General features: G+C 68.1%; 26 protein-coding genes and 3 pseudogenes. 13 read left to right on the forward strand and 16 right to left on the reverse strand.

Annotation, left to right across the window (positions count from 1 at the left end; translation table 11 throughout):
• Positions 1-25 precede the first annotated feature (25 nt).
• From B118_RS0113515 to B118_RS0113530, 4 genes are all read right to left on the reverse strand, one after another.
• Complete coding sequence (locus B118_RS0113515) at positions 26-1,036, reverse strand: 1-phosphofructokinase family hexose kinase (protein ID WP_018222126.1); 1,011 nt, start codon at positions 1,034-1,036, stop codon at positions 26-28.
• Positions 1,033-1,794, reverse strand: coding sequence for a DeoR/GlpR family DNA-binding transcription regulator (locus tag B118_RS0113520; RefSeq protein ID WP_018222125.1), 762 nt, complete (start codon positions 1,792-1,794; stop codon positions 1,033-1,035). Before B118_RS0113520 ends, B118_RS0113515 begins: the two co-directional genes overlap by 4 nt.
• Before the next feature lie 245 nt (positions 1,795-2,039).
• Positions 2,040-2,663 carry a helix-turn-helix transcriptional regulator gene (locus B118_RS0113525; RefSeq protein WP_018222124.1) on the reverse strand — a complete coding sequence of 208 codons (624 nt, stop codon included), beginning with the start codon at positions 2,661-2,663 and terminating at the stop codon, positions 2,040-2,042.
• A gap of 121 nt (positions 2,664-2,784) precedes the next feature.
• Positions 2,785-3,162 carry a hypothetical protein gene (locus tag B118_RS0113530; protein ID WP_018812079.1) on the reverse strand — a complete coding sequence of 126 codons (378 nt, stop codon included), beginning with the start codon at positions 3,160-3,162 and terminating at the stop codon, positions 2,785-2,787.
• Between the two features lie 290 nt (positions 3,163-3,452).
• Between B118_RS0113530 and B118_RS0113535 the strand changes: the two genes are divergently transcribed.
• The gene (locus tag B118_RS0113535) at positions 3,453-5,798 is read left to right on the forward strand and encodes an ATP-binding protein (protein ID WP_018812080.1); all 2,346 of its coding nucleotides are present in this window, start codon (positions 3,453-3,455) and stop codon (positions 5,796-5,798) included.
• Between the two features lie 244 nt (positions 5,799-6,042).
• On the opposite strand, the gene B118_RS0113540 is transcribed toward B118_RS0113535, so the two are convergent.
• Positions 6,043-6,633, reverse strand: a complete 591-nt coding sequence (locus tag B118_RS0113540; RefSeq protein WP_018812081.1) for a superantigen-like protein SSL4 — start codon at positions 6,631-6,633, stop codon at positions 6,043-6,045.
• A gap of 37 nt (positions 6,634-6,670) precedes the next feature.
• Here B118_RS0113540 and B118_RS0113545 point away from each other — a divergent pair, with 37 nt between their 5' ends.
• The 4 genes from B118_RS0113545 to B118_RS0113560 all read left to right on the forward strand — a co-directional run bounded on the left by B118_RS0113545 (position 6,671) and on the right by B118_RS0113560 (position 10,278).
• Positions 6,671-7,360: a response regulator transcription factor gene (locus tag B118_RS0113545; protein WP_018222120.1), complete on the forward strand. Its 690-nt coding sequence runs from the start codon at positions 6,671-6,673 to the stop codon at positions 7,358-7,360.
• A gap of 30 nt (positions 7,361-7,390) precedes the next feature.
• Entirely contained in the window at positions 7,391-8,716 is a 1,326-nt protein-coding gene (locus B118_RS0113550; RefSeq protein ID WP_018812082.1) for a sensor histidine kinase, read from the forward strand.
• A gap of 165 nt (positions 8,717-8,881) precedes the next feature.
• Positions 8,882-9,682: a lytic polysaccharide monooxygenase gene (locus B118_RS0113555; RefSeq protein ID WP_018812083.1), complete on the forward strand. Its 801-nt coding sequence runs from the start codon at positions 8,882-8,884 to the stop codon at positions 9,680-9,682.
• A gap of 56 nt (positions 9,683-9,738) precedes the next feature.
• A complete protein-coding gene (locus tag B118_RS0113560) occupies positions 9,739-10,278 on the forward strand; it encodes a DUF305 domain-containing protein (RefSeq protein ID WP_018222117.1) in 540 nt (179 codons plus the stop codon).
• Between the two features lie 49 nt (positions 10,279-10,327).
• On the opposite strand, the pseudogene B118_RS31720 reads toward B118_RS0113560, so the two are convergent.
• The 5 genes and pseudogenes from B118_RS31720 to B118_RS0113580 form a co-directional block, all read right to left on the reverse strand.
• Positions 10,328-10,429 (reverse strand): annotated as a pseudogene (locus tag B118_RS31720) (CPBP family intramembrane glutamate endopeptidase); the annotation flags it as partial.
• A gap of 268 nt (positions 10,430-10,697) precedes the next feature.
• Positions 10,698-11,504 carry an inositol monophosphatase family protein gene (locus B118_RS0113565; RefSeq protein WP_027648423.1) on the reverse strand — a complete coding sequence of 269 codons (807 nt, stop codon included), beginning with the start codon at positions 11,502-11,504 and terminating at the stop codon, positions 10,698-10,700.
• A gap of 256 nt (positions 11,505-11,760) precedes the next feature.
• On the reverse strand, positions 11,761-12,978 hold the full coding sequence (locus B118_RS0113570; RefSeq protein WP_027648424.1) for an MFS transporter: 1,218 nt from the start codon (positions 12,976-12,978) through the stop codon (positions 11,761-11,763).
• Between the two features lie 136 nt (positions 12,979-13,114).
• Positions 13,115-13,417, reverse strand: coding sequence for an ArsR/SmtB family transcription factor (locus tag B118_RS0113575; protein WP_018222114.1), 303 nt, complete (start codon positions 13,415-13,417; stop codon positions 13,115-13,117).
• Positions 13,418-13,830: 413 nt separating this feature from the next.
• Positions 13,831-14,661, reverse strand: a complete 831-nt coding sequence (locus B118_RS0113580) for an alpha/beta fold hydrolase (RefSeq protein ID WP_028192897.1) — start codon at positions 14,659-14,661, stop codon at positions 13,831-13,833.
• 683 nt (positions 14,662-15,344) lie between these two features.
• On the opposite strand from B118_RS0113580, the pseudogene B118_RS30410 reads away from it, so the two are divergent.
• Positions 15,345-15,503 (forward strand): annotated as a pseudogene (locus B118_RS30410) (NUDIX hydrolase); the annotation flags it as partial.
• Here B118_RS30410 and B118_RS31725 read toward each other — a convergent pair.
• Together B118_RS31725 and B118_RS32865 are read right to left on the reverse strand one after the other, a co-directional pair.
• A pseudogene (locus B118_RS31725) lies at positions 15,497-15,628 on the reverse strand (XRE family transcriptional regulator); the annotation flags it as partial. The pseudogenes B118_RS30410 and B118_RS31725 overlap by 7 nt on opposite strands.
• 577 nt (positions 15,629-16,205) lie before the next feature.
• The gene (locus B118_RS32865; RefSeq protein WP_238323918.1) at positions 16,206-16,805 is read right to left on the reverse strand and encodes a hypothetical protein; all 600 of its coding nucleotides are present in this window, start codon (positions 16,803-16,805) and stop codon (positions 16,206-16,208) included.
• A 216-nt stretch (positions 16,806-17,021) separates the two neighbouring features.
• Here B118_RS32865 and B118_RS0113590 point away from each other — a divergent pair, with 216 nt between their 5' ends.
• Positions 17,022-17,228, forward strand: coding sequence for a hypothetical protein (locus tag B118_RS0113590; RefSeq protein ID WP_018812089.1), 207 nt, complete (start codon positions 17,022-17,024; stop codon positions 17,226-17,228).
• Between the two features lie 59 nt (positions 17,229-17,287).
• Here the strand turns inward: B118_RS0113590 and B118_RS0113595 are convergent, their stop codons facing one another.
• The gene (locus B118_RS0113595; RefSeq protein WP_018222111.1) at positions 17,288-17,764 is read right to left on the reverse strand and encodes a peroxiredoxin family protein; all 477 of its coding nucleotides are present in this window, start codon (positions 17,762-17,764) and stop codon (positions 17,288-17,290) included.
• A gap of 114 nt (positions 17,765-17,878) precedes the next feature.
• On the opposite strand from B118_RS0113595, the gene B118_RS0113600 reads away from it, so the two are divergent.
• Positions 17,879-18,517 (forward strand): TetR/AcrR family transcriptional regulator, encoded by a 639-nt coding sequence (locus B118_RS0113600; protein WP_028192898.1) that lies wholly within the window; start codon positions 17,879-17,881, stop codon positions 18,515-18,517.
• Between the two features lie 81 nt (positions 18,518-18,598).
• Here B118_RS0113600 and B118_RS0113605 read toward each other — a convergent pair whose 3' ends face one another.
• Both B118_RS0113605 and B118_RS0113610 read right to left on the reverse strand, forming a co-directional pair.
• Positions 18,599-19,621: a phosphatidylinositol-specific phospholipase C domain-containing protein gene (locus tag B118_RS0113605; RefSeq protein ID WP_050592807.1), complete on the reverse strand. Its 1,023-nt coding sequence runs from the start codon at positions 19,619-19,621 to the stop codon at positions 18,599-18,601.
• A 224-nt stretch (positions 19,622-19,845) separates the two neighbouring features.
• The gene (locus B118_RS0113610) at positions 19,846-20,613 is read right to left on the reverse strand and encodes a TetR/AcrR family transcriptional regulator C-terminal domain-containing protein (protein ID WP_028192900.1); all 768 of its coding nucleotides are present in this window, start codon (positions 20,611-20,613) and stop codon (positions 19,846-19,848) included.
• 156 nt (positions 20,614-20,769) lie between these two features.
• Here B118_RS0113610 and B118_RS0113615 point away from each other — a divergent pair, with 156 nt between their 5' ends.
• The 4 genes from B118_RS0113615 (at position 20,770) to B118_RS0113630 (ending at position 24,416) form a co-directional block, all read left to right on the forward strand.
• Positions 20,770-21,768 (forward strand): daunorubicin resistance protein DrrA family ABC transporter ATP-binding protein, encoded by a 999-nt coding sequence (locus tag B118_RS0113615; RefSeq protein ID WP_028192901.1) that lies wholly within the window; start codon positions 20,770-20,772, stop codon positions 21,766-21,768.
• The gene (locus B118_RS0113620) at positions 21,765-22,580 is read left to right on the forward strand and encodes an ABC transporter permease (protein WP_027646293.1); all 816 of its coding nucleotides are present in this window, start codon (positions 21,765-21,767) and stop codon (positions 22,578-22,580) included. The genes B118_RS0113615 and B118_RS0113620 overlap by 4 nt, the downstream gene beginning before the upstream one ends.
• 378 nt (positions 22,581-22,958) lie before the next feature.
• Positions 22,959-23,255: a DUF1540 domain-containing protein gene (locus B118_RS0113625; protein ID WP_018222105.1), complete on the forward strand. Its 297-nt coding sequence runs from the start codon at positions 22,959-22,961 to the stop codon at positions 23,253-23,255.
• 318 nt (positions 23,256-23,573) lie between these two features.
• The gene (locus tag B118_RS0113630; RefSeq protein ID WP_018222104.1) at positions 23,574-24,416 is read left to right on the forward strand and encodes a DUF2470 domain-containing protein; all 843 of its coding nucleotides are present in this window, start codon (positions 23,574-23,576) and stop codon (positions 24,414-24,416) included.
• A 71-nt stretch (positions 24,417-24,487) separates the two neighbouring features.
• On the opposite strand, the gene B118_RS0113635 is transcribed toward B118_RS0113630, so the two are convergent.
• Positions 24,488-25,198 carry a DUF2470 domain-containing protein gene (locus B118_RS0113635; protein ID WP_028192902.1) on the reverse strand — a complete coding sequence of 237 codons (711 nt, stop codon included), beginning with the start codon at positions 25,196-25,198 and terminating at the stop codon, positions 24,488-24,490.
• A 48-nt stretch (positions 25,199-25,246) separates the two neighbouring features.
• Here B118_RS0113635 and rpsD point away from each other — a divergent pair, with 48 nt between their 5' ends.
• Positions 25,247-25,855 (forward strand): 30S ribosomal protein S4, encoded by a 609-nt coding sequence (gene rpsD / locus B118_RS0113640; RefSeq protein WP_018222102.1) that lies wholly within the window; start codon positions 25,247-25,249, stop codon positions 25,853-25,855.
• Positions 25,856-25,970: the final 115 nt, after the last annotated feature.

Below are 25,970 nucleotides of genomic sequence, written 5' to 3' on the forward strand. Positions count from 1 at the left end.
GGGCGGGGGGTGGAGCCGGGGAGGGTCAGCTGGGGGAAAGTAGTGGCTGGACTTCGGTCAATCGGCTGTGCAGCCGAACTCGTTCACGACGAATGTCAGCGGGGCCGGGCATCTGGCTGCCGGGCAGACTCACGGCGGCGGCACCCCAGGCGACGGCCTCGGCCAGCGCGTTCCGCCGGTGGGGTGACTGCCCACCCGACTCGGGATCCTCGACCTGGCCGGACCGGGCAGCGGGGATGGAGACCCCGCCGCCGGCGGCGAGGAAGCCGGCCAGGAGGGCGTCGCCGGCCCCGACCGAACTGCGTGGACGTGCCACGGTCGCCGCGCCGGCGATGACCCCGTTGGCGTCGACCAGGACGGCTCCGTCCGCCCCGAGACTGGCCAGCACTGCGCCCGCTCCCCAGGAGCGGAGCTCCTGCGCGGCGTCGACCACGTCCGCGAAGGAGGCCAGCGGACGACCGACCACCTGGGCGAGTTCCTCCCGGTTGGGCTTGACCAGGCTGGCGCCCGCCTTCGCGGCAGCCTGGAGGGCAGGCCCGCTGGTGTCCACCACCAGGGGGTCACCGGCGGCGACGACCCGCTCACAGAGGCTGCGGAACTCCTGGGTGGGCAGGCCTGGCGGGATGCTTCCACAGATCACCACGCAGCCACCGGCACCGGCCTCGGTGAGCACCTGGTCGGTGATCGCGGAGAACTCCGTGGCACTGAGTTCCGGCCCCGGCTCGTTGATCTTCGTGACCGTGCCGTCCGGCTCGGCGAGGGTGATGTTCGACCGCGTACTCCCGGATATCGGCAGCGCGCACACGTCGACCCGCTCACTGCGCAGGAGGCGGATGAGCTGACCGCCCTCGTCCCCGCCGCAGGTGACCAGGGCCCGCGACGGTACGCCGTTGGCCAGCAGAGCACGGGACACGTTCACGCCCTTGCCGCCCGGCTCGATACTCCCCGACGTGGCCCGGATGACGTCACCACGAACGAGTTCCTCGATCTCGATGGTGCGGTCGAGGCTCGGGTTGAGGGTGAGAGTGACGATCATGCCTGCACCACCCGGACCCCGGCGCTCTCCAACTCGACCGCGAGACCGTCCTCGACTCCGGAGTCGGTGACGATCAGGTCCAGGTCGGTGAGAGACCCGAACCGCGCGAAGTGGTCGTTGCCGAGCTTCGTGTGGTCAGCGAGGAGCACGGCGCGGCGCGCTGCCGCGATCATCGCCCGCTTCACCGACGCCTCGGCCGGGTCGGGCGTGGTCAGGCCCCGCCTGACCGAGCATCCGTTGGTGCCGAGAAACGCGACGTCGACGTACAGGTCGGCGAGCGCGCGCAGGGCCCAGTCCTCCACCGTGGCCAGGGTGCGCGCCCGTAGTCGTCCGCCCAAAAGGAGCACGTTCAGATTCGGCCGGGAGCCGAGAAGGGTGGCGATGACCGGGGAGTTGACCACAACCGTCAGCTCTCGATCGGTGGGCAGCGCCTCGGCGAGGCGGGCGGTCGTGCTGCCCGCGTCGAGGATGATCGAGCCCTCCGACGGCACCTCGGCCAGCGCCGTTGCGGCGATCCGTTCCTTCTCGTGGATCAGGACCGAGTCCCGGGTGGCCAGGGCCGGCTCGAATCCCAGCCGTTCCGCGGGGATCGCTCCGCCGTGCACCCGGCGCAGTACGCCGGCACGCTCCAGCACGGTGAGGTCACGGCGGATCGTCTCCGTCGTCACCTGGAGAGTGCCGGCAAGCGTCGCCACGTCGACGCGGCCATGGGACCGGGCCAACCGGACGATCTCCTGCTGTCGCTCCTCGGCGTACATGTTGTTTCAACCCCGTTTCAAAGTTGAGATGGCTTTTTTTACGCCTGTTTCTGTGGGGTGTCAAGACGTCGCGCCTGTTCACGGACGCGTCACAGTGCCCGAAGAGGCGGAAATTGACATGTCAGGACCCAACATGAACAGGCACGCCACGCCCAGCGCGACACCGCGCTGGCGGACATGCCCAGGCAGGAGATCTCCCACCCCGACGCGGCCCTGCCCCGGGGGGAAGGACCGGATGACCGGGGTCAGATCATGCCGGTGCGCAGCGCATACGCGACGGCGTGCGCACGGTTGCGCAGCTTGAGCCGGTGGGTGACCCCGTAGATGACGTTCTTCACGGTTCGCTCGGAGTAGCAGAGTTCGTCGGCGATCTCGTGGGTGTCGAATCCGTTGGCCATCAGCCGCAACACGTCGATCTCACGGGAGGTGAGCCCGGCGGCGTTGAGTCCGTTCGGCGTCAGCACCTCACGGTGCAACCGCTCAACATGCTTGAGCAGCTCACCCACCAGGTTCGGGGGGAGGACACCGCCGCCGTTCGCCGCGGCCAGCACGCTGTGCGCCAACCGGTCAGCGGTCACGGCACCTCGCGGCAGAACCGCGACGACCCGGCACTCCACCGCGATGAGTAGCTCAGCTTCGGTGATCTCACTGACCACGAGTACGACCGGGACAGCGAGCTCCGCCGCGCTACGACGTAGCAGGGCCACCACGTCGGCCGTCAGCTGATCGCAGGAAACCACGAAAACCGTGGCCTCCGCCTGATCCGCCGGGTCCACCACCGTGAACTCCGACCGGGACTGGAGATAGCTGAGCAGCCCCTCGTAGCTGAGCGGATCCGAGGCCCGCAGCACCACCCGAACCTGTTCCACGACGTCCTCCGCATCGTTGTGTTTCTGGCGGCGCCAGTCTGCGGAGCAGATCTTCAGAGTTCCTCCATGCCACCTTCACGCCTCGACCGCGGTCGTGGAGGTTCGTGGCGCGCCCAGCCGATCACTGGGGTTCCGGGGTGTTCGACGCGGCGGCGCCGGGAGGCGGACCCGGTCGCCGCGCACACCGCACCGCCTCGATATACTTACGGAGTTCGATCTCTGCCTGTTCCAGGCGACCAGGGGAGAGCTGGTCCGCGAAGATCGCGTTCACTACGTCGCTGGCCAGGTCGTCAGGCAGATCGTCCATCCGCCAGGTGGGCCGACCCTGCCGCACGCGCAATACGTGCAGCCGGTTCTGGACGGCCGAAAGGGTACGCTGCAGGTCCGCTATTGCGGCATCAGCCCGCACCGCGTCGATGACCAGCCGCCCCTCCATGGCGAGCGTCAGGAACAGCTCGCCCGCGAAGGGATCCGAGACAGCATCACGGTCAGCCAGCACGGAACGAGTGCAGCAGCCCGCTCACCTCACGTGAAAGGACAACAGGGCTATCGTGCCCTGGCTGGCGGGACTTCTTGCCCGGAGCCGCCGTCCCCGTCAAGTGCCGCGCAGGTGACGGGCAGGTTTCGGTCACCTGTTGCCCGGGAGAGCATCAGCGAAGGACCAATCAGCGTACGGATCAGCACTGTCCACGATGGGCTATCATCGGGGTGCCCCTCCGGAGAAGCGATAACCTGTGCTCGCGGTGTGACACCCGGTGCGTCGATACAGGCAACGGAGGGAGCGGTCCGTTGACGACGACGATCACCAATCGCACGCTCCAACCGCTGGCCGTGCCGACCGAGCACGCCGGCATGAAGATTCGCTTACTGGGGCCACCACAGGCCTGGCAGGACGACACCGAACTCGTGCTCGGCTCCGGCAACCGGACCGCCGTCCTCAGCTTCCTCGCACTGCACGCAAACCACGCCGTGACCCGGGAACAGCTGATCGCAGCACTGTGGGGTGACGACCCGCCGGCCAGTGCGACCGGAAACCTCTACACGTACATCTCCTCGTTACGCAAGATCCTGGATCCGTGTCGACACCGGTGGTCAGCTGGTCAGGTGCTCACCTCCGGCGGCGGCACCTACCGCCTGCTGGTACGGAAGCAGGACGTCGACGCCTTCCGGTTCGAGGCACTGCGCGAGGAGAGCAAACGGCACCGGGCCATCGGCGACAGCAGTACGGAACTGGCCTCGCTCACCGCCGCACTGCGGATGTGGCAGGGGACAGCGCTCGCCGGCGTACCCGGCCCCTTCGCCGAGGCCCAGCGGCAACGCCTGGCGGAGCTCCGGTTGACCACCGCGGAACGGCACGCCACGCTGCTCGTCGAAACCGGCCGTCATGACGAGGCCATCTCGACGCTCCGCACGCTGATCGAGGCTCATCCAACTCGTGAGAACCTCGCTCCCCTGCTGACCGCGGCTCTCCACGCCGCGGGCCGGGCGGATGTGCCACGTCGTCCGCGCCCTCCCATACCGACGGAGCCCGCTGGTCACGTACCGGCGTCACCACCACGAACCGGCACCCGGTCGCCGGTACGAGCCGGCCCTGGATCACTGGCCGGCCGCGAGACAGAAATCCGCCGGCTACGTCGAGCCGTCGTCGAAGCGACCCGTGGCCAAGGGCGCAGCATCCGCGTCGAGGGCTTCACGGGAATGGGCAAGTCGGCACTACTCGCCGTGGCACTGCCGAGTACGGCACCGTCCACCTGCCGGATCGGTTGGGCCGTCGGCAGGGAGTTGTCCCGGCGCGTACCGCTTGGACTCCTGCTGGAGTGCATGGAGTCGGCGTTGGCGGGTGAGCCCAGCAGCGAGCTGGTCCGGCAGATCTCGCTGGCCACGAGCCCGCCCATGGGCAACTCGGCCACCGCGCCGGTTGCCCGGGTGGTCAGCCTGGTACGACAGGTCGCCCAGCAAGCTCCGCTGGTCCTCGTGGTGGACAACCTGCATTGGGCTGATGCACACACCGTGGCGGCCTGGAGGGCCCTACACGAGGTGACGACGCAACTGCCGCTCCTGCTCATCGCCACCAGTTGGCCCGACACCGCCGAGTTCGGCACCGCCGAGTTCGGCACCGCCGAGTTCGGCACCGCCGCCGACGAGGTCCACGAGCTGGCCCCCCTGACCCGGGCGGCCAGCAGCCACCTGGTACGTACGGCTGCTCCGGAACCGCCGGAATCCCCGGAGCTGGACCATCTCGTGGCGGCCGCCGGGGGTAACCCGTGCTACCTGTGGCACCTGGCCACAGCGGGTTCCGACCCCAACGGCCAGCTTCCCGCAAGCCTCATCCGTGTGGTCCACGCCCACCTCGCCCCATTCACCCAGCCGACCCGAGAGGTACTGCGCGCGGCGGCCTTCCTCGCTGCTGGACCTGCCGCGGACGTCGGCCCCGGCTGTTCGCTCAGCGAATTGGCCGTGGTGACCGAGCGTCCCACCGCCGAATTGGTCGAGCTGCTGACGCCGGCCGCACGGGCCGGCGTCGTCGCCAGCACCGGTGACGAGCTGACATTCCGCCACCCGGTCGTCGCACGGGTGCTGCACGAGGGCACGGCCAGCGCGCTACGAGTCCTGCTGCACCGCTCCTTCGCCGAACGGATAGCAGGCGCCGGCGGGCCACCCGAGCGGGTCGTCACCCAGTTACTCGCTGACGCGGTGCCGTTGGACATCACGCTGACCCGCTGGCTCACTACTCACGTCGAGCAGCTCACCACCCGCGCGCCCCGGATCACGGTGACCATCCTGCAACGTGCCCACACCCAGTGCACGATGCCGCCCGCCGACCGCATGACCCTCACCATCTGGCTGGCCCGGCTGCTCCTGCGGTTGGGCCGCAACTGCGCCGCCGAGGCCGGGTGGGTCGCCTCCCGCACCGATGACCCCGACGTGGAAGGTGAGATGAGGTGGATGGTCGCCCTGACCTATGAGAAGCGCGGCGAGCACCAGACCGCCGCGGACATCGCCCGATCGGTGCTGCACGATCGCCGGGTCCCGGTTCCGTGGCTCGACCGGTTTCGCCTCATGCAGGCTCGGCTGCGCCGACACCTGGCCGACCGGCACGACGACTGGCACCCCGAGCTCGGCGCGGGTACGTAAATACCCCTCATCCCGAGCTTCTTGCCGCCGATCTCGACAGGCTGGCCGATCGGCGCACGATGCGGGACGTCGAGATCGTCTGGGAAAGGTGTTCCCCGGCTGTCGACGGCGCTACGCCAGGGACAACGTGGGTAGCCGGCCCGAATTCCGGTCGCCGCGGTGACAGCGACCCTGTCTCGCGGCCGTTCCGGCTGGTGCGTGGGGCATGCTCGCTGGTGGACCCTCCGGGAGGGTACGGGCGACGTCAGTCGCCGATCTCGCTGACCTGGGCGAACGGTGCGTCGTCCCGCCACACCACGTGAATGATGAAGTGGTGGTGCGGCTCCAGGAAATAGACCGCCAGGTTGTCTGGGGTGTTCTGCACGGTCTTCGTCGAGAAACCGATGCTGGGGGTAGCGGTGACAGTGTGCACCCGTCCATCACTGGCGCGGATCACCACCTGACCGCCCTCCACCCGGAACGAGCGCAGGTATGTCGCCACGCCCGCGTCGTCTGTGGTGACGGTCCAGCCGTCCCGGGTGGTGGACTCTCGCGGCGCGACGGTGCTGGGGCTTGGCGTGTCGGCAGCGGACGGTGTCTCCGCGGACGGTGCCACGGAGGGTGGCGCCACGGACGGAGTGGCCGACGACGGGGTCGGCCGCGGCGACGCCGTGACGGCCACCGGAGGGTTGTCGTTGTGCCCCTCGCGGGACAGCTCACGAACCGAGGCGAGCGCCGCCTCGCCGGTCGGCGCGGTGCGCAGTACGGGAAGCAGGGCGACCGAGGTCAGTGCGATGCTGGCGGCAGTAGCCGCGAGCCATCCGAGCGTAGGCGCCCACCCGCGGAGTGTGCGCATGATGATCCCTTCTCCCAATTGCGCCTATGGTAACGAGATGGCGCTGATTCTGCTGGTCGAGGACGACAGCATCATTACGGCGGCGCTGTCCCGCGCGCTGACCGACGCGGGGCATGCCGTGCGGGCCGTCGGTCAGGCGGCCGAGGCGTTGCGCGTCCTGACCGGGGAGCCGCCGGATCTGGTGCTCCTCGACCTCGGGCTGCCTGACATCGACGGTACGGATACGCTTCGCATGATCCGGTCCATCTCCGAGGTACCGGTCGTCGTCATCACCGCCCGCCGGTCGGAGACCGACATCATCCACCTGCTCAACTCGGGCGCGGACGACTACGTCACCAAGCCGTTCTCCGGTGAGCACATCCTGGCCCGCATCTCGGCGGTGCTGCGGCGGTACCGGAGCGGCACCGACCAGGAGGGGCCCGGCACGATCACCGTCGGGCCACTGGTCATCGGGCGTAAAGAGCGGCGGGCCACGATGGACGGTAAGCCACTCAAGCTGACCCGGCGTGAGTACGACGTACTCACGTACCTGGCTGAGCGGGCCGGGCGGGTGGTGAGTCGGCGGGAGCTGATGACCGAGGTCTGGCGACAGGCCCGAATCGGTGAGGAACAGACGATCGACGTCCACATCTCCTGGCTGCGGCGCAAGCTCGGCGAGACGGCTGCCAGGCCGCGGCTGCTGCACACCGTCCGCGGCGTTGGCGTCATGATGGTCGATCAGAACTGACAGTCGGACCTGGGCGAGGCGGAGTTTGCAATGAGGTGGGCGCTCAACCGGCTGGCGCTGGCCATCACGTCGATGGTGGCCCTGGCCTTCCTCGTGCCGCTCGCGGTGGTGACCCGCCAACTCGCGTACGACCGGGCCATCGGTGATGCCCACCAGCAGGCTGCCGCTATGGTGGCGGCGCTCGCCGTGGACGAGGATCCGCGCCTGCTGACGCGCGCCGTGATGAGCACCACCGCCGGCGGCGAGGGACGGCTCGCCGTGCACCTGCCCGACGTGGCCCCGGTCGGGGTGGTGCACGCCGCTGCCGCCGACGTGACACTCGCCGCCGGATACCGGCGTCCGGTCACCGCGGACACGAGCGGCGGGCTGGCCTACCTGCTGCCGACTGTGATCAGCGACGGGCAGACCGCGGTGATCGAGGTACACGTACCCCGCGAGGATATGGAGCGTGGGGTATGGCGTTCCTGGCTGGCCCTCGCCGGCCTCGCCGTCATCCTCGTCGGTGGCTCCACACTCGTCGCCGATCGACTGGGTAGCCGGATCGTGCGATCCACCCGCCGGCTCGCCGGTGCCGCCCGGCAACTCGGCACCGGCGACCTGACCGCCCGGGTCGCCCCCGACGGCCCGGCGGAGCTGCACGACGCTGCACAGGCGTTCAACGGGCTTGCCCAGGACATGCGGCGGCTGATCGACGCCGAGCGGGAGATGGCCGCTGACCTGTCGCACCGGCTGCGTACGCCGCTGACGGCGCTGCGCCTCGACGTTGAGGCGATGCCGCCCGGCGCCGTCGGGGAGCGGATGCGGCAAGCCTGCGACCTCCTCGACGAGGAGTTGGAGGCCATCATCACGGGAGCCCGGAGCAGCGTGGGCGAGCGCGACACCGAGTGCACCGACCTCGTCGAGGTGCTGGCCGACCGGCTGGCGTTCTGGGCCGTCCTGGCCGAGGACCAGCAGCGGCCCTGGACGGTGGTCGGCGGCGATCGGCAGGTGCCACTGCCGGTGCCACGCGGTGATCTGATCCTGGCGGTGGACGCCCTGCTCGGCAACGTGTTCGCGCACACCCCGGAGGGGTCGGCGTTCCAGGTCACCGTCTCACCGGACGCGCTCGTCGTCGATGATGCCGGTCCCGGCATCGCCGACCCCGCCGCAGCCGTCCGACGCGGCACGAGCGGAGCCGGTTCGACCGGGCTTGGCCTGGACATCGTGCAGCGGATAGCCATCGCCGCTGGCGGTCGGCTGCACATCGGAACCGGGTCGTTGGGTGGCGCCCGGGTGGCACTGGTCCTGGCGGCGGGCACATCATCCGGCCCGCCGTCCGTGCCGGACGAACGTCGTTGGCACGCCGACCGCAGCTGAGCCGACGCGGTGCACGTACCGCTCCTGGGTAACAGCGGATCGTACTTTAAGAAGTGTTTTCGCGGTCTTTAAGGCTTTGTTATTGCACTCATGCCTAGCGTCCTCAGCCGTAACCCGAGGTATGCCGGAGGTTCCGGCAACCACCGACAGGACGGTTGACAAACGATGAACATTCGCAAGCTCATCGCCTACCCTCTGACAGCCGTCGCGGCCGCGGCCAGCTCGACACTGGCATTCGCGTCGCCCGCCTCGGCGCACGGGTACGTGGCCTCGCCGCCGAGCCGGCAGGCGCTGTGCGCGCAACGCGCCGTCCCGGACTGCGGCCCGATCAAGTACGAGCCGCAGAGTGTGGAGGGGCCGAAGGGCCTCAAACGCTGTGACGGCGGGCTTTCCCAGTTCGCCGTGCTGAACGACAACAACCGCGGCTGGCCGGCGCGGAAGGTGGGCGACACCGTCACCTTCAGCTGGACCCTGACAGCTCGGCATCGCACCAGCACGTGGGAGTACTTCATCGGCGACACCCGGATCGCCCAGTTCGACGGCGGCAACCGGCAGCCCGAGGCGGTCGTCACCCACCAGGTTGATCTGAGCGACTTCGCCGGGCCGCAGACGGTGCTGGCGATCTGGAACATCGGCGACACCCCGATGGCCTTCTACAACTGCATCGACCTCGACGTGCGGGGCGGAGGCACCACCCCACCGACCCAGTCGCCGACTCCCGAACCCACCAGCACGCCGACGCCGAAACCGACCGGCCAGCCCAGTTCGACTGCCCTGCCCACGAATCCGGGGACGCCAGGCCAGCCCGGTGGGCCGACCGCCGCAGCCTGGGCAGCGGGTACCGCCTACCGGGTCGGTGACGAGGTCACCTTCGGCGGAGAGCGCTACCGTTGCCGGCAGGCTCACACCGCGATTCGTAGCTGGGAGCCGTCGCTGTTCACGCTCGCCCTGTGGCTGCCGGTATGAGGCGCGCAACCAGGGCCGTCGCAGCCCTGTTGACAGCCGTCGGAGCGGCACTGTGGATGGCCGGCTGTGGCACCTCGTCCAGCACGTCGGAACCCCCGGCACCGACCCCCGAAGCCGTCCAGATCAGCACCGCCCACAACGCCGCCGACGTGATGTACCTACAGATGATGATCGCCCACCATGGGCAGGGCCTGGAGCTCGTCGGGCTGGCGGGGACGCGGGCGCAACAGGCGGAGATCAAGACACTGGCCGCTGCCGTCCAGGCCACCCAGGACGACGAGGTCACCGTGATGAGATCGTGGCTCGACACCTGGTCGAAACCGGCCGCGGTCGACCATGACCCGGCTGCGCATGCTGAGCACGGCGGTCTGCCGGCTACCGGGCCCGAGCAGATCGCCGCGCTGAGAGACGCGCCGGAGACCGACTTCGACCGGAGTTTCATCAACCTCTTCGTCGCCCATCAGCACAACGCGGTCGAGATGTCCCAGTGGGCGGAGGAAAAGGGAGAAAACCCGGAAGTCAGGGATTTCGCCCGTAGGGTCCGGGAGTCCCGAGCCGACCAGATCGCGCAGCTGCTGGCGTACCTCAACAACTGACGGACGCCCAGGTCGGGGTACTGGCGGATCCCCGGCCTGGGCGAACCATCAGGCCGATCAGCATTCCTCGACGAATAGTGGCACCGGCTCCGGTCAGGCTGCCGACGAGGGCGACCGCCGCGACGGCCCCAAGCTGCTTCAACAGCCGCATGACAACTCCTTCGTGGGAAACCGCTGCCATCGCGCCGCGGCTTGTGCTCCACGCTATGGAGTCGCCCGCCGGAAATCGTCACCACACGGAGGACACCTGCCGGTAGCTCGCACGGGGGACAACACCGACCCCACACCGACTCCACCGATCACGTACCGATAATGCGCCGGAAAGGATGCCGGCATCCGATAGGCGCAGCAGCCCGAGCCCGGCGGCCAAGCGACCCCCGTCGTCGTGACGACTCGGCACGAACTACCGGCTACCCGACTCAATATGTCCGATTCCGCTGATTCTGGACGGACCTCAACAGATTAGCGTGGGTCTGCTCGTCGGCTGCCACGACAAGTCCCCCCAGCCCGACGTCCGGCGGCTGACCGTCAATCCCGGTGATCACGCAGCCCGCAGCCGTGCACAGGGCGAGCCCGGCCGCGAAGTGAACGTTGTCGGATAGCTGGTTACCATCGGTGACGTAGCCGGCGCGGCGGCCGGCAGCGACCCACGCCACCGCCAGCGTGCTGGCGACCACACGTAGCTGGAACCGCGCGACAAAGTCCTCATCGGCGAGCATCCGCGCGGTCCGGAAGTCGACCTCGTTCGGAAATGGCGGATAAAGGTTGATGTCCACCAGCTTCGAGTCGGCCGACGGGACGAGTCGCTCGTCGGTGGCGCCGCGGCGCAGGTAGGCGGCGGCGCCGTCGGTCCAGAACACCTCGTCACTGAAGGGATCCGCCGAGGCAGCCACGGTGGGCTGCGTGCCGCTCCGCAGCGCCACGTTGACCGCGACCAGCATGGTCTGCGCGGCGAAGTTCAAGGTCCCGCACAACGGGTCTACCAGCCACATCCGCTCGCTGTCGCCGGTGCTCGTGCGCCCGCTCTCCTCACCCACCAGGACATCGTCTGGACGCGCCGCGCGCAGGGTGTCCAGGATCGCCTTCTCTGCCGCGATGTCCGCTGTGGTGGCGAAGTCGTCCGCGCCCTTCGAAAAGCGGGTCAGCGCTGATCCGTAGTGGGAACGGACGACCGCGGCACCCGCCTCCGCCGCCTCGATGGCCAACGCCTGATCTGTGATCGACATACCTGACACCATAGATACATATTGAGCCTCCCGCACAGCAGGTAGGCCGGTTCCGGATACGGCCGGCAGCGTCCGGCCGACTACCGGGAGGCCACCAGCCGGACCGCCTCGGTCCGGCTCGTCGTACGGGGTCCGGTGACGACCCCCACGCCAAGCGCGCGACGGGACCTAGCCGGTCGAGCGACTCGCACCAGGTAGGTCCCATCGTGCTGGGTCAACGCCAGCCTGATCGTGCCGTTCGCTCACCGCCCGGGGTTCACGCCCTACCCGCCGCGCCCGCGCGAGGCTGGTCCGACGGGACGGAGTCGACAGCCGAGGTGGCTCGGGTTCGTGCTGCCGAGCCGGCCTTTGCTCCTATGATCGTGATGGCGATCGCCACCGCGACCCCGGCCGCCCCGATCCACGAGACGGACTCAAGCGTCAGACCAGCGACGGCCAGTCCGCCCAGCCCTGCCCCGGCAGCCATGGCCAGTTGCATCATCGACTGGTTGAGTCCAAGCAGGATGCCAGATGCTTCCGGCTCGATGGTGGCGAGGTGAAACTGCTGTGTGGGCCCGGTGCTCCATGCTGCCACCGACCAGATCACGAGAACTGCCAGGACGAGGATCATCGATCCACTCACGAACGACAGCGCCACGAGCGCGGCCAGGTGCAGACCCATGCCGCCGAGCAGGGTCGGCAGCACGCCCCGACGGTCGGTGAGGAAGCCGCCGGCCTTCGAGCCGACCAGGCTGGCAATGCCGAACGCGAGCAACGCGCCGCTGATGAGCGTGGCGGGCACACCGGAGACCTCGATCAGGTACGGCGAGAGGTAGGTGTAGGCCACCGAGTAGCCGCCGAGCCAGAAGAAGGTGATCGACAGGCCACGCACGATGGCGGGGTTCTTGAGGAGTGCCAGCTGACGGCTGACCGGCACCGGCCGGTCGCCTCCGACCGGGGGCAGCGCGTACCGGAGCGTGCCAGCGGCGAGAAGGGTCGCGACGGCGATGCCGAGAAAGACGGTCTGCCAGCTGAACCACTCGGCGACCAGCCGCCCCGCGGGCACTCCGAGGATGAGGGAGGCGGTGAAGCCGGTTACCACGGTGGCGATCGCACGGCCGGCCCGCTCCGCCGGGGCGATCTTCATCGCCAGCGTGAGTGCGGTCACGACCGCGACGCCGGCGGCGAGTGCCATGAACACGCGTGCGACCACGAACGGCCAGAAGCCCTCCACCAGGAAGGAGGCCACATTACTGGCAACGAACAGGCCCAGTGCTCCGATCAGGAGCGTACGACGATCCGTCTTGGCGACAGCAACGAGCGCGATCGGCGTACCGACAGCGTAGGTGAGCGAGAACAGGGTGATGAGCTGGCCGGCAGTCGACACGGTAACGCCGAGATCAGCAGCGACCACATCGAGAAGGCCGGCAATCACATACTCCGAGGTGCCGACGAGGAAGCTCGTGAGTGCCAACAGGTAGACCTGCAAGGTCACTCTAGATGATGCGGTGGTCACGGATTGCTCCTTCAGTTCGACACTTTGCGAAATATCTGATTGTCTGAATACAGGCATGCGAACGACAGGCACTCGGTCCGCGGTCACGACGACCGGGACCGGACCGCCCGCCTGATTAGAGTTCGCGGTTCATCGCCTCGACGAACCGAGCGATCGCCGCCTCATTACGACGGTAGTAGGTGTACTTACCGATACGTTCCGTAATGAGAAGATCAGCCTGTAGCAGCATCGCCAGGTACTGCGATGCGGTTGACTGGGTCATCCCCAGCTTGTCCGCGACCTGCTTGACGCAGACACCCGTCGCGACCATGTCGATGTCGTCCTGTTGGGTGAAGTGCCGGGAGGGCTGCTTCATCCACTGCAGGATGTGCAGTCGAGGCTCGCTGGCCAGCGTCTTGAACACGTCGACAGTCGCCATGCCGCCATCATAACGAGAATTCGCGAAGTGTCCAACCATCGCCACTGCTGGCACCGCTCGCCGCTCGACCGCGCTGGCACACGTCGGCAAGCCCGGGTAGCGCCCGGCGAGCAGGCACAGGTGGACGACCCCACTCATGTCGGCGCGGTCGGGCCCGCTCCCGTCCGCGCGGTGCCGCACCGGACGAGGGCGACGCGACGGAGGCTTCCGGGGGTGTGGCAACGACGCGAGCTGGCCGAGGTACGGGGTCACCGTGGGCACAGACAGGCTTCGGTCAGTTCGCCAGCCCGCAGCTCGATCTCGGGGTCTTCCTCAGTGCCGTGGCGATCCGGGCGGCGGCCTCGATCACGTTCGCGTCATGCCTTCCGCCTGGGCAGTCAATGCCGCAAGCAAGCGAGGGCGTGCCAGCCGAGTCACTCCCAGACTGCGGCGATGGTGTCCGCGAGCGCGGCGGGTTTAGACAGGAAGGGCGAGTGAGAGGAATCGAGCGGGACCACGGTGGTTGGGGTGGCTGAGATTTCGTCGATCTCGCGAACGAAGCGATGTTGCAATGGTGGCCGGATCATACGGTCGTTACTGCACGTGACATAGGTATGGGGGAGGGCACCGAATCGTTCGGGGGTCACGGTGATGCTTTCGGCTGCGATACCCACCGGCGCGTCCGGATTGAGCAGGTCGAGCACCGCGTTGACAGTGCCGACCGAGACGTCGTCGTAGAGCGCCTCGCGGATAGCCTGGCGGCCGGATGCGTCGCCGGTGTCCAACCTGGAAGCACCGACAGCGAATGGGTCCGCTCGCAGCATCGCGGTGCCCAACTCGCCCTCGTTCTCATCGCTGGTCACGTAGGCGCCAGCAGGCAGGCCGGCGACCGGTACCAGGGCGGCGACGTAGACCACGTGGGAGACGAGCGCCGGCTCCAACTCTGCGGCCAGGGTCGCGACGACTCCGCCCATGCTGTGTGCTACGACCACGCTCGGATCGCCACCCCCTATCAGACGCAGGCGCTCGACCAGGGCTTTGGCCGCGGTGGTTGCCGTGACCGAAGCAACAGCGGACGGCTCAGTAGCAAAGGCGGCAGCATCGAACGGGCGGCTCCACCGAGCGCTGGGCGACGGGCCTTCGAGCCCTTGCCCCGTCATATCGACAGCGATCGAGGGGATCTGGCGCGCGGCCAGCTGTTCGGTGACCAGGCTCCAACACCAGGTGCCGTGCCAGAATCCAGGAACAAGGACGACGTTTCGCATAGTTGTGGATCTTAATTCGGACGGGCGAGGTAGCAGCCTCGACTGTGACCGAAAATCCCGTACTTTCCGTCACAGAGCCAACGATTCACCATCGCCGCCGGCGGGACGCCGTCACCGCGGCGGAGGCGACTCAGCTGCATTGTGGGTCACATCACCGGGAGAGGTCGCCAAGATGTCCGTGATCCCGCTGCCGACCGCCCCGCCCGGTGACGCTCGTGGCCGCCGTCGACGCGTTCCTCGACCGGCTGGCATGCCGTCGTCCCAGTTGCGACACGAGGGTCTCCAGTCGCCACGCAGGCTGGTGCCGTAGCAGTCCAGCCGCAGGGTCTTGTAGATCTGGTTGCCCTGGGTGAAGTTGTACGACGCGGTCATCCAGGGGTGCCGCCATCATCCTGGTGGTACCAGTCCTGGGGCATCCGGTACGTGCCCACGAGTTCGGTACCTGACGTTCTGCGCTGCGAGTCGCGGATAGCAGCGGCGACAGCAGACGTACCCCGCCACGGACAGCCGCCAGCGGCCAGGAACGGACGGTAGCCCGAGGTCGCGGACCTCCACGGACCAAGCCGAACGAAATGCCCCGAACTACAAGCGAGGCGTCGGGCGGCTTGGCAGAACCGGGATGGTGCGGCCAGTAGGTGCCGCCTGTTGCGCGGGGTGTGGGGTTCGGCGCGGATACTGGCCGGGTGGTGGAGAAGCAGGCGGCGGAGTTGACCCGGTGGGCCATCCACGGCGAGCGGGTGGTGGATGACACCCGGCGGGCGCGGTTGAGTATCGCCGAGGTGGAGTTGCCGGATGGGGTTCGGTTCGAGCAGTACGTGATCCGGGCTCCCCGGTCGTTGATGCGGCCGGTGAAGTGCCGCACGGCGGGAAGTCGCCGGTGTGGGGCGAGTTGGGTTTGCAGGTCGCGGAGGTAGCGGACGGCTCTGGCGGAGCGGAGTTGGGTGGTCAGGGTCAGGGCTTGCGCGCCGGCGCCGCCGATCGGCGGTATGTGGCGAGTAGGGAGCAGCGAGACGACGCCCGTGTACAAGGAGCTCCGGGTCAGCGAGCGGGCTCGAGGGGGGCGCACCGTACCGAAAGGATGCGGCCGGTCTGCGGATCGATGGCGTACTCGGCCCTCGTCGGAGTCACCGTGTTGTCTGCTTGAACCGTAGGAGGCTCACAAACCGAAGACGTATCAACCTCCAAGGGTCGATCCGCAGGCTCACCGGTGAGAACGCCAAGGGTGAGCATCACGCCGACGGCAATGACAAGCCGAGGGTACGGGCGTCGCAGCGGCGGCGAGCTGCGCGGTGGTGCATCGAGATCAATAGCCGGCATACGCTACGTTAACGCCTGGGTCAGGCAGGCCAAGGGCCGCCTTCCAACTCCGACCCGCCAGCGACGGCGCGTGCGATCCAGGTGTAATGGGCGACGATCATGGGCTTCGTCTTCCAGTTCGGGCAGCTGGTGCCGGAGCGCGGTGCAGTGTTCGTCGATACGGTGCCATCGCCCGGCAACAGAGGGCGAGGGCCGGCTTCGGCACCTCGCGGGGGACCGCGTACCCGCTACTTTTCGCCTGCCATCAGACCCAGAACCCGCTTCACGTAAGTGGTTAAAGCGTCCTTGATTGCTGATTCATCGGGCAACGGCGAGTCGCTGACCATAATCACCACCTGCACGGATACCGGCCCATCTAGCACAAAAACCAGGTCTCGGCGAACCTGCCCAGTCCCCAGGTCTGGCCTATCCAACATGAACCAGGCCACCTCTCCCACACCGTCGAGCGGTTCAGCCGACTTCGGGATTTCCGAATCCCCTGACTCCGAAGGCTCCAGCTCCGCCGGCTCCGAAGGCTTCAGAATTGTACTGACCTCGACCCTGACCGTCGTCGACTCATCCCGAGCTGCCGCAAGGACATGACATCGGCGGGCCTCCATATTGCCCGGCCGTGGCTCGAAATACCTGAATTGCGGAGAAGCTCCAGTAAGCTGGACCAACCAACTGTGGTCCAGCCGATCACAAATGTCATCCAATAGACGGTAGGTGACGGTCGGAGTGACCGGCACCGTCGGCGTAGTATCTCGCGAGGGCGAGGCCTCCACACATGCGGAAAGCGCCAGGACCAGTAGCGCCGCGGCACCACTGCGAATTACACCCGTAATCATGGGCGCAACTATTCCACACCTGACCAACGCCACAGCGGGCTACCACCGTCCAGTTCAGATAGCCACGAAACCGTGACCTTTGCCGCATCCTCCGCCGCTGACCAGCACCACGCTTCGAGGTCCGGTGTGGCGCCAAGGAATTGACCACGACAAGCCAGGTTCAAATTGGGGTAAACGGGGTAAAGCAGCCGCCGGCCGACATCGAGGGAGGCGATCATGGCGCGTCCGATACCGGAGTTGGACACGGAGGACCTGCGACAGATGGCGATGCGGGGTGGCATCGAGGGGGCGATCGACATGGACCGGGAGGAACTGCTGGATTCCCTGATCGCCCGCCCCGGCGAGGGGGCCTGGCAGGAGGACCCCAAGCCGGCGGCGGTCAACCCCAACACCTACCGCTACCAGGCTCCCGACGAACAGTAGGCTCCGCGCGGTACCACCATCGACGGGATGCGGCAGCTGAGTTGGATGCCGGTGGGCGGTCAGCTGTGTTCGTTGATGTAGCGGACCAGGCCGACGACATCGTCGGGGACCAGGCGACCGATCGCTCCGCTCGAGTAGACGGCCGTCACCACGGTGCCGTCGGGCGCGAGAACAAACCCGGTCGACTGCAGATGGTGCGGTTCGTCATTGACGTAGGCACCCGTCGCCTCGGCCACCGTGGCGATGTCGGCGCTGTGCCCGACGGGGAAGCTGAGCCGACGACTCGCCACGAGTTGGCGGGAGGTTTCCTCGTCGTCGGAGGAGAGCGCGACGACACGTACGCCGAGTTGCGCGAGGGTGTCGCTGGCCCGCTGGAATGCCGCGAGCTGTGCGTTGCAGTACGGGCACCATGATCCACGGTAGATCAACACGACACCGAACTGGCCGGCGAGGTCGTCGGGCAGGTTGAGCGTGCCACCACCGACCGCGGGGACCTGAAGGTTCGGAAAGCGTTGTCCGTTGTTGAGGCGAGCCACGTCGTTCTCCTTGTCGCGCCGGCGCTCCCAGGCGCCCTATTACTGGACTGACTGGTCCAGAGTAGGAGACAAAAACTGGACCATCAAGTCCAGTTTTCTTGCTAAGCTTCTGCCATGACAACCGCGCAGCACACCCCCAAGCTGACCGCCCGGGGAGCGGCGACCAGGACCCGCATCGTGGCGGCCACCGCCAACCTCGTACGCGAGCACGGGGCGGCGGGCACGAGCCTCGACGATGTGATGGCGGCAAGCAGGACCAGCAAGTCGCAGCTGTACCACTACTTCACGAACAAGGAAGATCTACTCCGAGCGGTCGCATGGCAGCAGACCGACCGGATCGTGGAGGCGCAGCGCCCCGAGCTGGACCAGCTGGATTCCCTGGCCGGCCTGCGCCGCTGGCGCGACAAGTTCGTCGCGGCGCGCGACGAGGCCCAAAATGTGGGTGGCTGCCCGCTCGGGTCGCTGGCCAGCGAACTCGCCGACGGGGATCCACAGACTCGTACCGTGCTGCAGAAGTGCTTCACTGCGTGGACATCCCCACTGCTCATGGGGCTGACCGCGATGCGCGACCAGGGACGACTGAGGCCGGATGCCGATCCGGACGCACTGGCCGAAGCCATCATGACTGCCCTGCAGGGTGGGCTGCTGTTGAGCAACACCTACCGGTCCAGCCGCCCACTCGCCCGCGCGCTGGACATGGCGATCGATCACGTGGCCAGCTTCGCCACTTCCCGGGAAGCCGCGGTGGCGTAAGCTCCGCCCGGTCTGCATCGTGCCGGCGGCAGGTATCGCCGCCGGCACGATGCGCATCGGAACGAACCAGAGCGAGGGCGGTTACGGAGTCTCGCCCTGCTCCCCGCGCGGCACAACCATCGACTGGACCTGCGGCAGCTGGGTCCAGTCACTGGTGATGACGCTGGCATTGGCGCCGGCCAGGAGCAACAGCCGATCCCGGGCCTCCGCTTCGGTGGGGCTGGTGCTGCTGATGGCGGGTGCGACCGAGTGCGCACTGGTCATCACCAGCACGTAGTTGTTCTCCGCGAACCAGGTGGTGTCACGGTTGAACCACCCGGAGGCCCCACTGTCGAAGAGGACAAACCAGGGGCGGATGTCGGCGTCGTACTGGTCCCGGGGGTCGCCGCTGGCGGCGCCCCTGGCGGCGGGGAAGATCTGCGCCTTCTCGATCTCTCCTGCTACCGCGAGATCACGGAGATGCCCGGCGTACTGCTCGTTGGTCGGCCACCAGTCGAATGGATTGTTGTTCTCCACGGTGCCGGGGATGACGTGGAGGAGCACCCGTCCCGCGAGTTCCTCCCGGGTGGGCCAGTTTCCCAGCCGGGCCGCCTCGTCGAGGGAGTCGTACCATCCGCCCTCGGGCTTGGCCAGCAGGTCTGCGGGGCGGAAGACACGGTCGCCGAGGCGGCTCCGGACCAGGCTGTCAACCTGGTCGACGCCCATTCCGAAGGCGGTGGCGAGGCCCATCTTCGGCTCGATCTTGAGCATCAGGGGGCCGCTGTCCGGGTGGGCTTCGAGCCAGACCCGGATGTTGTCCAGACAGTCACCGAGGTGCTTGTTCCGGCTACCGGCGTAGAGGTCGGCGAGGGTCGACCCGGTGGTGCAGTTGTTGTTGTTACTCAGTGGCTCGTCGTGGCTGACCTTCCACTTCCTGGTGAAGATATTCGGCCAGATGTCGATCTCGATCAGGCTGGTGCCGGTGTCCAGCGCCTCAGCCAGATAGTCGAAGGCCCCCTGCTCGTAGGTGTTGTGGATTCCGACAGTGGTCGCGGATGTGAAGGGCATGTCGTTGGTCGGAGCGGCCACGGCCTGCTGGACCGGCACCGCCAGGCCTGCGATCATGATGGCGACTACAGTCGCCGCGCGACGTGCTAGCACTCATCCTCCTCGATGCTCTGGGCCTGCCAAGGCTAGCAAAACATCGATACATATAAGTTTGCTAACGCGTCTCGCCTGGGTGCCGGCTGCCTGAACATCGGGCTACGGGGCGGGAACGACGCGGACCCCGATTGGGGCGCGGGAGAGCCGGTGCAGGCCGGGGCTTCCGCCCACCTCCGCCCACCGCCTCAACTCCTGGTGCGGGCGGCGACGTGGGCCTCGATGCCCTTGATCAGCTGCCCCAGGCCGAAACTCAGGTCGGGTTCGGTGCTGGTGGCCCCGCCGACGGCGCTGGCGGGGAGGTCGAAGGTGCCGGCCGACAGCAGGGCGCGGAGGGTGGGAAAGCGGTCTGGGCGGACCACCGCGGCCAGCGCCTCCCCGTAGGAGATCAGGTCGTCCTCGCCGGCCGCCCGGGCCAGGTCGGTGGAGATCCTGGCCAGACCCTGGGTGGCGCCGGTGAGGAAGAGGGCGAGCGACACCATCTCCTCGTACGTCAGGCCAATGTCTTTGATGACGGTCAGCAACGCCTCGAACCAGGCCAGCTGGTTGGGGCCGATCGGTTGGCTGACCTGGGCCCGCAGCATCCACGGGTGGGCCTGGTAGCGGCCCCACAGCGCCGTGACCCAGGCCTCGACCCGCACCTGCCATCCGCCGGGCACCACGTCGAGGCCGGGCGGCGCGCCGGATGCCTCGTCGAACATGGCCTCGACCAGGTGCTTCTTGCTCGGCACGTAGCGGTAGAGGGACATCGGGGTCACCTCGAGCCGCTTGGCGACCTGCTGCATGGAGACGGCGTCGATGCCGTCGGCGTCGGCGATCGCGATGGCGGCCACGACCACCTGGGTGACGCTGAGCCCGGGCCTCGGCCCGGGGCTACTGCGCGGGCGGTCGCCCTCGCGCCAGAGGAACTCGAAGGTGCTTGACCCACCACCCGGCGGAGCCTTCTCGGAACCCATCGTGCCGCCCTTTCGTTGACACCCCACGCTAACCGTGTATAGCGTATAGCCATCAGTATAGGCCATATATGGTCGCCACCGGAAGTCGGTCCCGGCCCATTGGCGGCACTGGCACCGCCGCCACCGGGAAGCAGCGACAGGAGAGGCGGGAGGAAAATGGAGAACGAATACGCGATTCAGGTTCGGGGCCTCCGAAAGGACTACGGGAGGGTCGAGGCGCTCAGGGGGGTGGATCTAGACGTTCGCCGGGGCACCCTGCTGGCCCTGCTCGGCCCCAACGGCTCCGGCAAGACCACCGTGGTGAAGACGCTGAGCACGCTCACCCGGCCCTCGCGCGGGTCCGTCGTCGTCAACGGCTACGACGTAACGCGGCGACGCAACGGAGTGCGGAGCTCAATCGGGATGGTCAGCCAGTTCGTCGCACTCGACCGGCTGCACAGCGGCCGGGAAAACCTGGTGCTGCTGGGCCGACTCCAGAAGCTCAGCAAGACCAATGCCACCCGTCGGGCAGCGCAGCTACTGGAACGATTCGAGTTGACCGAGGCCGCCGACCGGCCGGTCAAGACGTACTCCGGGGGCATGAAGCGCCGGTTGGACCTGGCCGTCAGCCTAATCGTCACCCCACCCGTGCTGTTGCTGGACGAGCCCACGACCGGCCTCGACCCGCGCAGTCGGGCGGTGCTGTGGGAGGCGATCAGGCAGCTACTCGGCGAGGGCATCACCATCCTGCTCACCACGCAGTACCTGGAGGAGGCCGACCGGCTGGCCGACCAGATCGCCGTCCTCAACGACGGCCGGATCATCGCCCTGGGCACCGCCGCCCAGCTCAAACAAGGCGTGGGCCGGGAGCGGGTGGCAGTCGTGCTGAGCGGCCCCGAGGACTTCCGCCGGGCCGGCGACCTGCTCGTCGGGCCGGGCCTCACCCGCGACCCGGAGACCCGAACGATCAGTTTGGCGATCGACGGGCCGTCGCGGGTCAAGCACCTGCTCGACGTTCTGGCCGAGCACCGCCTGGCGATCGACTCGCTGTCGCTGACCAAGCCCACCCTGGACGACGTCTTCTTCGCCCTCACCCAGCGGGCGAGCGACCCTCCGGACGCCGACTCGATGCCCGCCCGCCGCGAGCCCAACGACGAGCTGGGAGCCCTCCGATGACCAGCCAGACCCAGACCGGCGAGGGCCTCGCCCGGCCGGATACCCGAACGAAGCTGTACTGGGCGATCAACGACAACCTCGTCCTGATCGGCCGACATCTGGGGCACCTGACCCGTAGCCCCGACCAGCTCTTCACCGCGCTCATGTTGCCGGCGACCCTGCTGCTGCTGTTTCGTTTCATGTTCGGTGGGGCGATCGACGTCGGAAACACCGCCTACGTCAACTACCTCGTCCCCGGCATTCTGGTCATCGGCGTCACGATGGTCGCTGTTTCCACCAGTGCGGCCGTCCAATCCGACATGCAGGAGGGCGTGGTCGACCGGTACCGCACGATCGCCATGGCGGATTCTGCGGTAATCGTCGGTCACGTCGTCGCCGCCGTCGTCCGCGCGACGATCTCGCTGGTCGCCATGGTCGGCCTCGGAATCGCCGTGGGATTCCGCCCGGCCGGCTCCGCTCTCGATTGGGTGCTGGTCGCCGGGACGCTCCTCCTCTTCGCCTTCTCACTGGCCTGGGTCGCCGCCGCGCTCGGCCTGCTCGCCAGGTCGGCGGACGGCGCCAGCGGGCTCGGCCTGATCCTCATGTTCAGCCCCTACGCCAGCAGCGCCTTCGTCCAGCCGGAGACGCTCCCCGACGGTCTGCGCGGCTTCGTCGAGCACCAACCGGTGACCCTGGTTGTCGACACCGTTCGTGCGCTCCTGCTCGGGCTGCCGGCCGGCAACACCGGCTGGTACGCGGTGATCTGGTGGGTCGTGATCCTCGGCGTGGCGGCTCCGGTGGCCACTCGGCTCTACCACCGCCGGTACGCGTGAGGGCCGAAACCCGTACCGACTGCCGTCCGCACGTCAGTGGGTGGCCATCACTCAAACGGGTCGGATTTCAGCCGACATCCTGCCTAAAATCGCGGAAGTAAAACGCCGAAACAAGGGCTACAACTAGGTTTAGCCAGCAGGCAAAGCAAGACTTGCCTAACCTAGGTAAGGCTTACTTACGTCACTCAGGCGCAGCAAACAACGAAACATGATTATTCCTTACTGGGCGAGGTTTACTGCTACAGTGACGTCGTCGGAAACCGCAGTACACACGGGCTCCACGTTTACGTCTCGCCACTGCGGCAATGCTGACTGACACCTTGTTACGCCGCGCTGGCTCGTTCCGGCCTGCCGGCCCGCACGGCCTTGGAGGCATCAATGAAAACTCTGCTGCAGTCGCCCCCGGTACGCGAATGCGCCGCCACAGCGTGCAGTTTCAACGACGGTGGCTGCCACGCTCCCGCGATCACCGTGGCCTCGGCGGGTGACGCCGCCTCCTGCGCGACGTTCGTGGAGTCCACCGTCTCCGGCGGGGTCGCCGAGGTGACCGGCGCGGTGGGCGCCTGCGCCCGCTCCGAGTGCACCTTCAACACCAACCTCGCCTGCACCGCCGAGTCCATCACCGTCGGCCCCGGCGCCACCGTCAGCGACTGCCTCACCTACCGGCCCGCCTGACGCCGGCGCACCGGTCCACCCAAAGCCCTCGGCACAGCAGCCGGGGGCTTTGGTGTGCGCTCGGTCAGCCCGCCGCCACCCTCGGCGGTCGCCCGGGCCCCACCCTCGGCGGTCGCCCGGCCCCGACCGGCCCACGGTGAACTGCCTCACCCGCGACATCGGCAGCCGAGCACCGCGCTTGGCAAGGTTAGGCTTACCTATTAGAGTCGAAGTCCGAGGCCGAGCTCACTTCACTTCCATGGCCGAGGGGACTACATGGCGTTCCATCCAGGCGACTGGCCAGCGAGTCTGACCAGTTCAGGGCCCGCTCGTGGGGCGATGTCGGAGACGGCGCTCGCGGGTACCCGCGTCCTGCCGACCGACCACCACGCGGTGGTGTCGCGCTCCGCCCTCTCCACCGCCACGTCCCTGCGGCTGTGTCTCGGCGACACCGCCATTGACCTGATCCAGTCGCACGCCGTGCTGCCCGACGGCACGGTGATCCTGGCGGTCGATGCGATGAGCCCGACCGGCGGTCTGCTGGTGGCGGCCCGTGGGCGACGCGGCGAGGTGCAACTCGACGTGACCCAGCTCGTCCCGGTCGCCGTCCGCTCCCGGGTGCGGGCCAGAGTGCGAGTAACGGGCACCGCGCACCGATTCGACCCGGCGAACCTGGAGTCCTGCGACGCCGACACGGTGATGTCCCTGCTCAACCTGCCCCCCGTCGCGCTCTGGACGGTCGAACCGGTCGAGGTCACCGTCAGCAGCGGCGACGATGAAGCCCTGGTGGGCGCCAGCACCTACCGGGCGACCTGCCCGGATCCGCTCGCCACTGTCGAAGCCACCCAGCTGCAGCATCTGATCCGGCACCATCGGGACGCGGTGGACCAGCTCACGACGCTGGTAAACCCGGAGCTGACGGCGAAGGCGACGCGAGTCGTGCCGGTTGCGGTTGACGCCGACGGCGTGGTGCTCCGCGCCGAGGCGCCAGACGGCGACCTCGATGTCCGGCTGCCGTTCACCCGCCGGGTCACCTCCAGCGCCGACCTCACGGCGGGGCTGCGGGACCTGCTGGCCAAGGCCGCACCGCACCGGTCCGGCGCCTCGCCCCACGGCACGGCCGCCGCGACTGCCAGCCCCTGCGGCCTGCCAGCGCCGGAGTGCGGGATTCCATCCGTCTGATCGTCAACTCAGCCTGGCCCGCCTGATCGCCAGCTCAGCAGCTTGGCGGGTGAGGTGACGGTGGCTGCCGATCACCAGGTCCGGGAACGCCGGCTGCAGGCGGCACCTCGCTCCACCAGCGTGGCCATCCGCTCGCGGAGCTCGCCCGGGTGGCGCAACGCCGGGGTGAACCCGAGCCGGACGTCGCGGTGGCCGCTCATCCGCTCCAGCCGGAGCACCAGTCCGTGCCGGTCCAGGCGAAGCGGAACGACCCGCCGTACGCCGTGCCGGTGCCGTGGTGCGACCAGCCGGCAGAGCGATTCGACCGTACGCGGGTGGTGGCGGTCGAGGTGGCAGAGGAGTTCCGCCTCTTCGGCGGCGAGCGGGTCCGGCTCGGCGGCGGCGAAGTCGGCCGGGTCCACCGCCGTGGTGGCGCCGTCGACGCTGAGCTCGACGGCGGCGAGGTCGAACTCGACGGTCAGGTCCTCATGGTCGCCGGTGGCGCCGGGGGTGACCGGGGTGAGCCAACCACTGAAGGTGCCACGGCCGCGGACGCGCTCCCGGACCGGCGTCGGGGCCACATCGGTGATCTCAACGACCGCCGTGACCTCGCGCTGGCGGGTGATGTCGGTGGCCAACCGGCTGTTGACCGGGAGGTCCAACCGGATCCGGCCGCTCGAATCGAGCGTGTGCCGGTTGACCAGGTCGGCCCGATGCCCGGGTGTCCGCAGTTCCAGCGAGGTGGCCGCAGCGACGATCGTCCGCAGCCGCTGCGCGGAAGCCTCGGGGTCGGTGTTGCTCAACCTGGCACCTCCTATTAGGTTAGGCTTACCTTACTAGAGAGGTGCAGAATGAACCAGTCCCGCCCCAAGGTCAAGCGCTCCCGCGCCCTCGGCATCCCGCTGACCCCGAAGTGCGTGCGCTACTTCGAGCGCCGTCCCTTCCCGCCCGGCCAGCACGGCCGAGCTCGCCGGAGCACCAGCGACTACAAGATCCGACTCCTGGAGAAGCAGCGGCTGAAGGCGCAGTACCACGTCAACGAAGGGCAGCTACGGCAGGCATTCACCCGGGCCGCCCGGCTCGAAAGCAAGACCGGCGAGGCCCTCATCGTCGACCTGGAGACCAGACTGGACGCACTGGTCCTGCGGTCCGGGCTGGCGCGGACGATCTACCAGGCCCGACAGGCGGTCACCCACCGGCACATCACGGTGAACGGACGCCGGGTCGACCGCCCGTCGGCCCGGCTGCGCCCGGGTGACGTCATCGCGGTCGCGGCCGGCAGCCGCACCAAGACACCCTTCGTCGTCGCGGCGGCCGGGGCGCACGCTACGGAAGAGTCCGCGCCCTACCTGGCGGCCAACCTCGCCGACCTGACCGTACGACTACTCCGGCTGCCGCTACGGTCCGAGGTGCCGGTGACCTGCCAGGAACAACTCGTCGTCGAGTACTACTCACGCTGAGCCTCCATACCGGCGCATTGCCGCGGAGGCGAGCCGGGCGTCACCCGCCACGGAAGAACTAACTTGATCTTTAGCCTGCGCGGCCTGGCCTCGGGTTAGTCGAGGTCTTCGTTTT

Origin of the sequence: Salinispora pacifica CNR114 (assembly GCF_000514775.1) — a bacterium.
In the GTDB taxonomy this organism is placed as follows: Bacteria; Actinomycetota; Actinomycetes; order Mycobacteriales; family Micromonosporaceae; genus Micromonospora; species Micromonospora pacifica.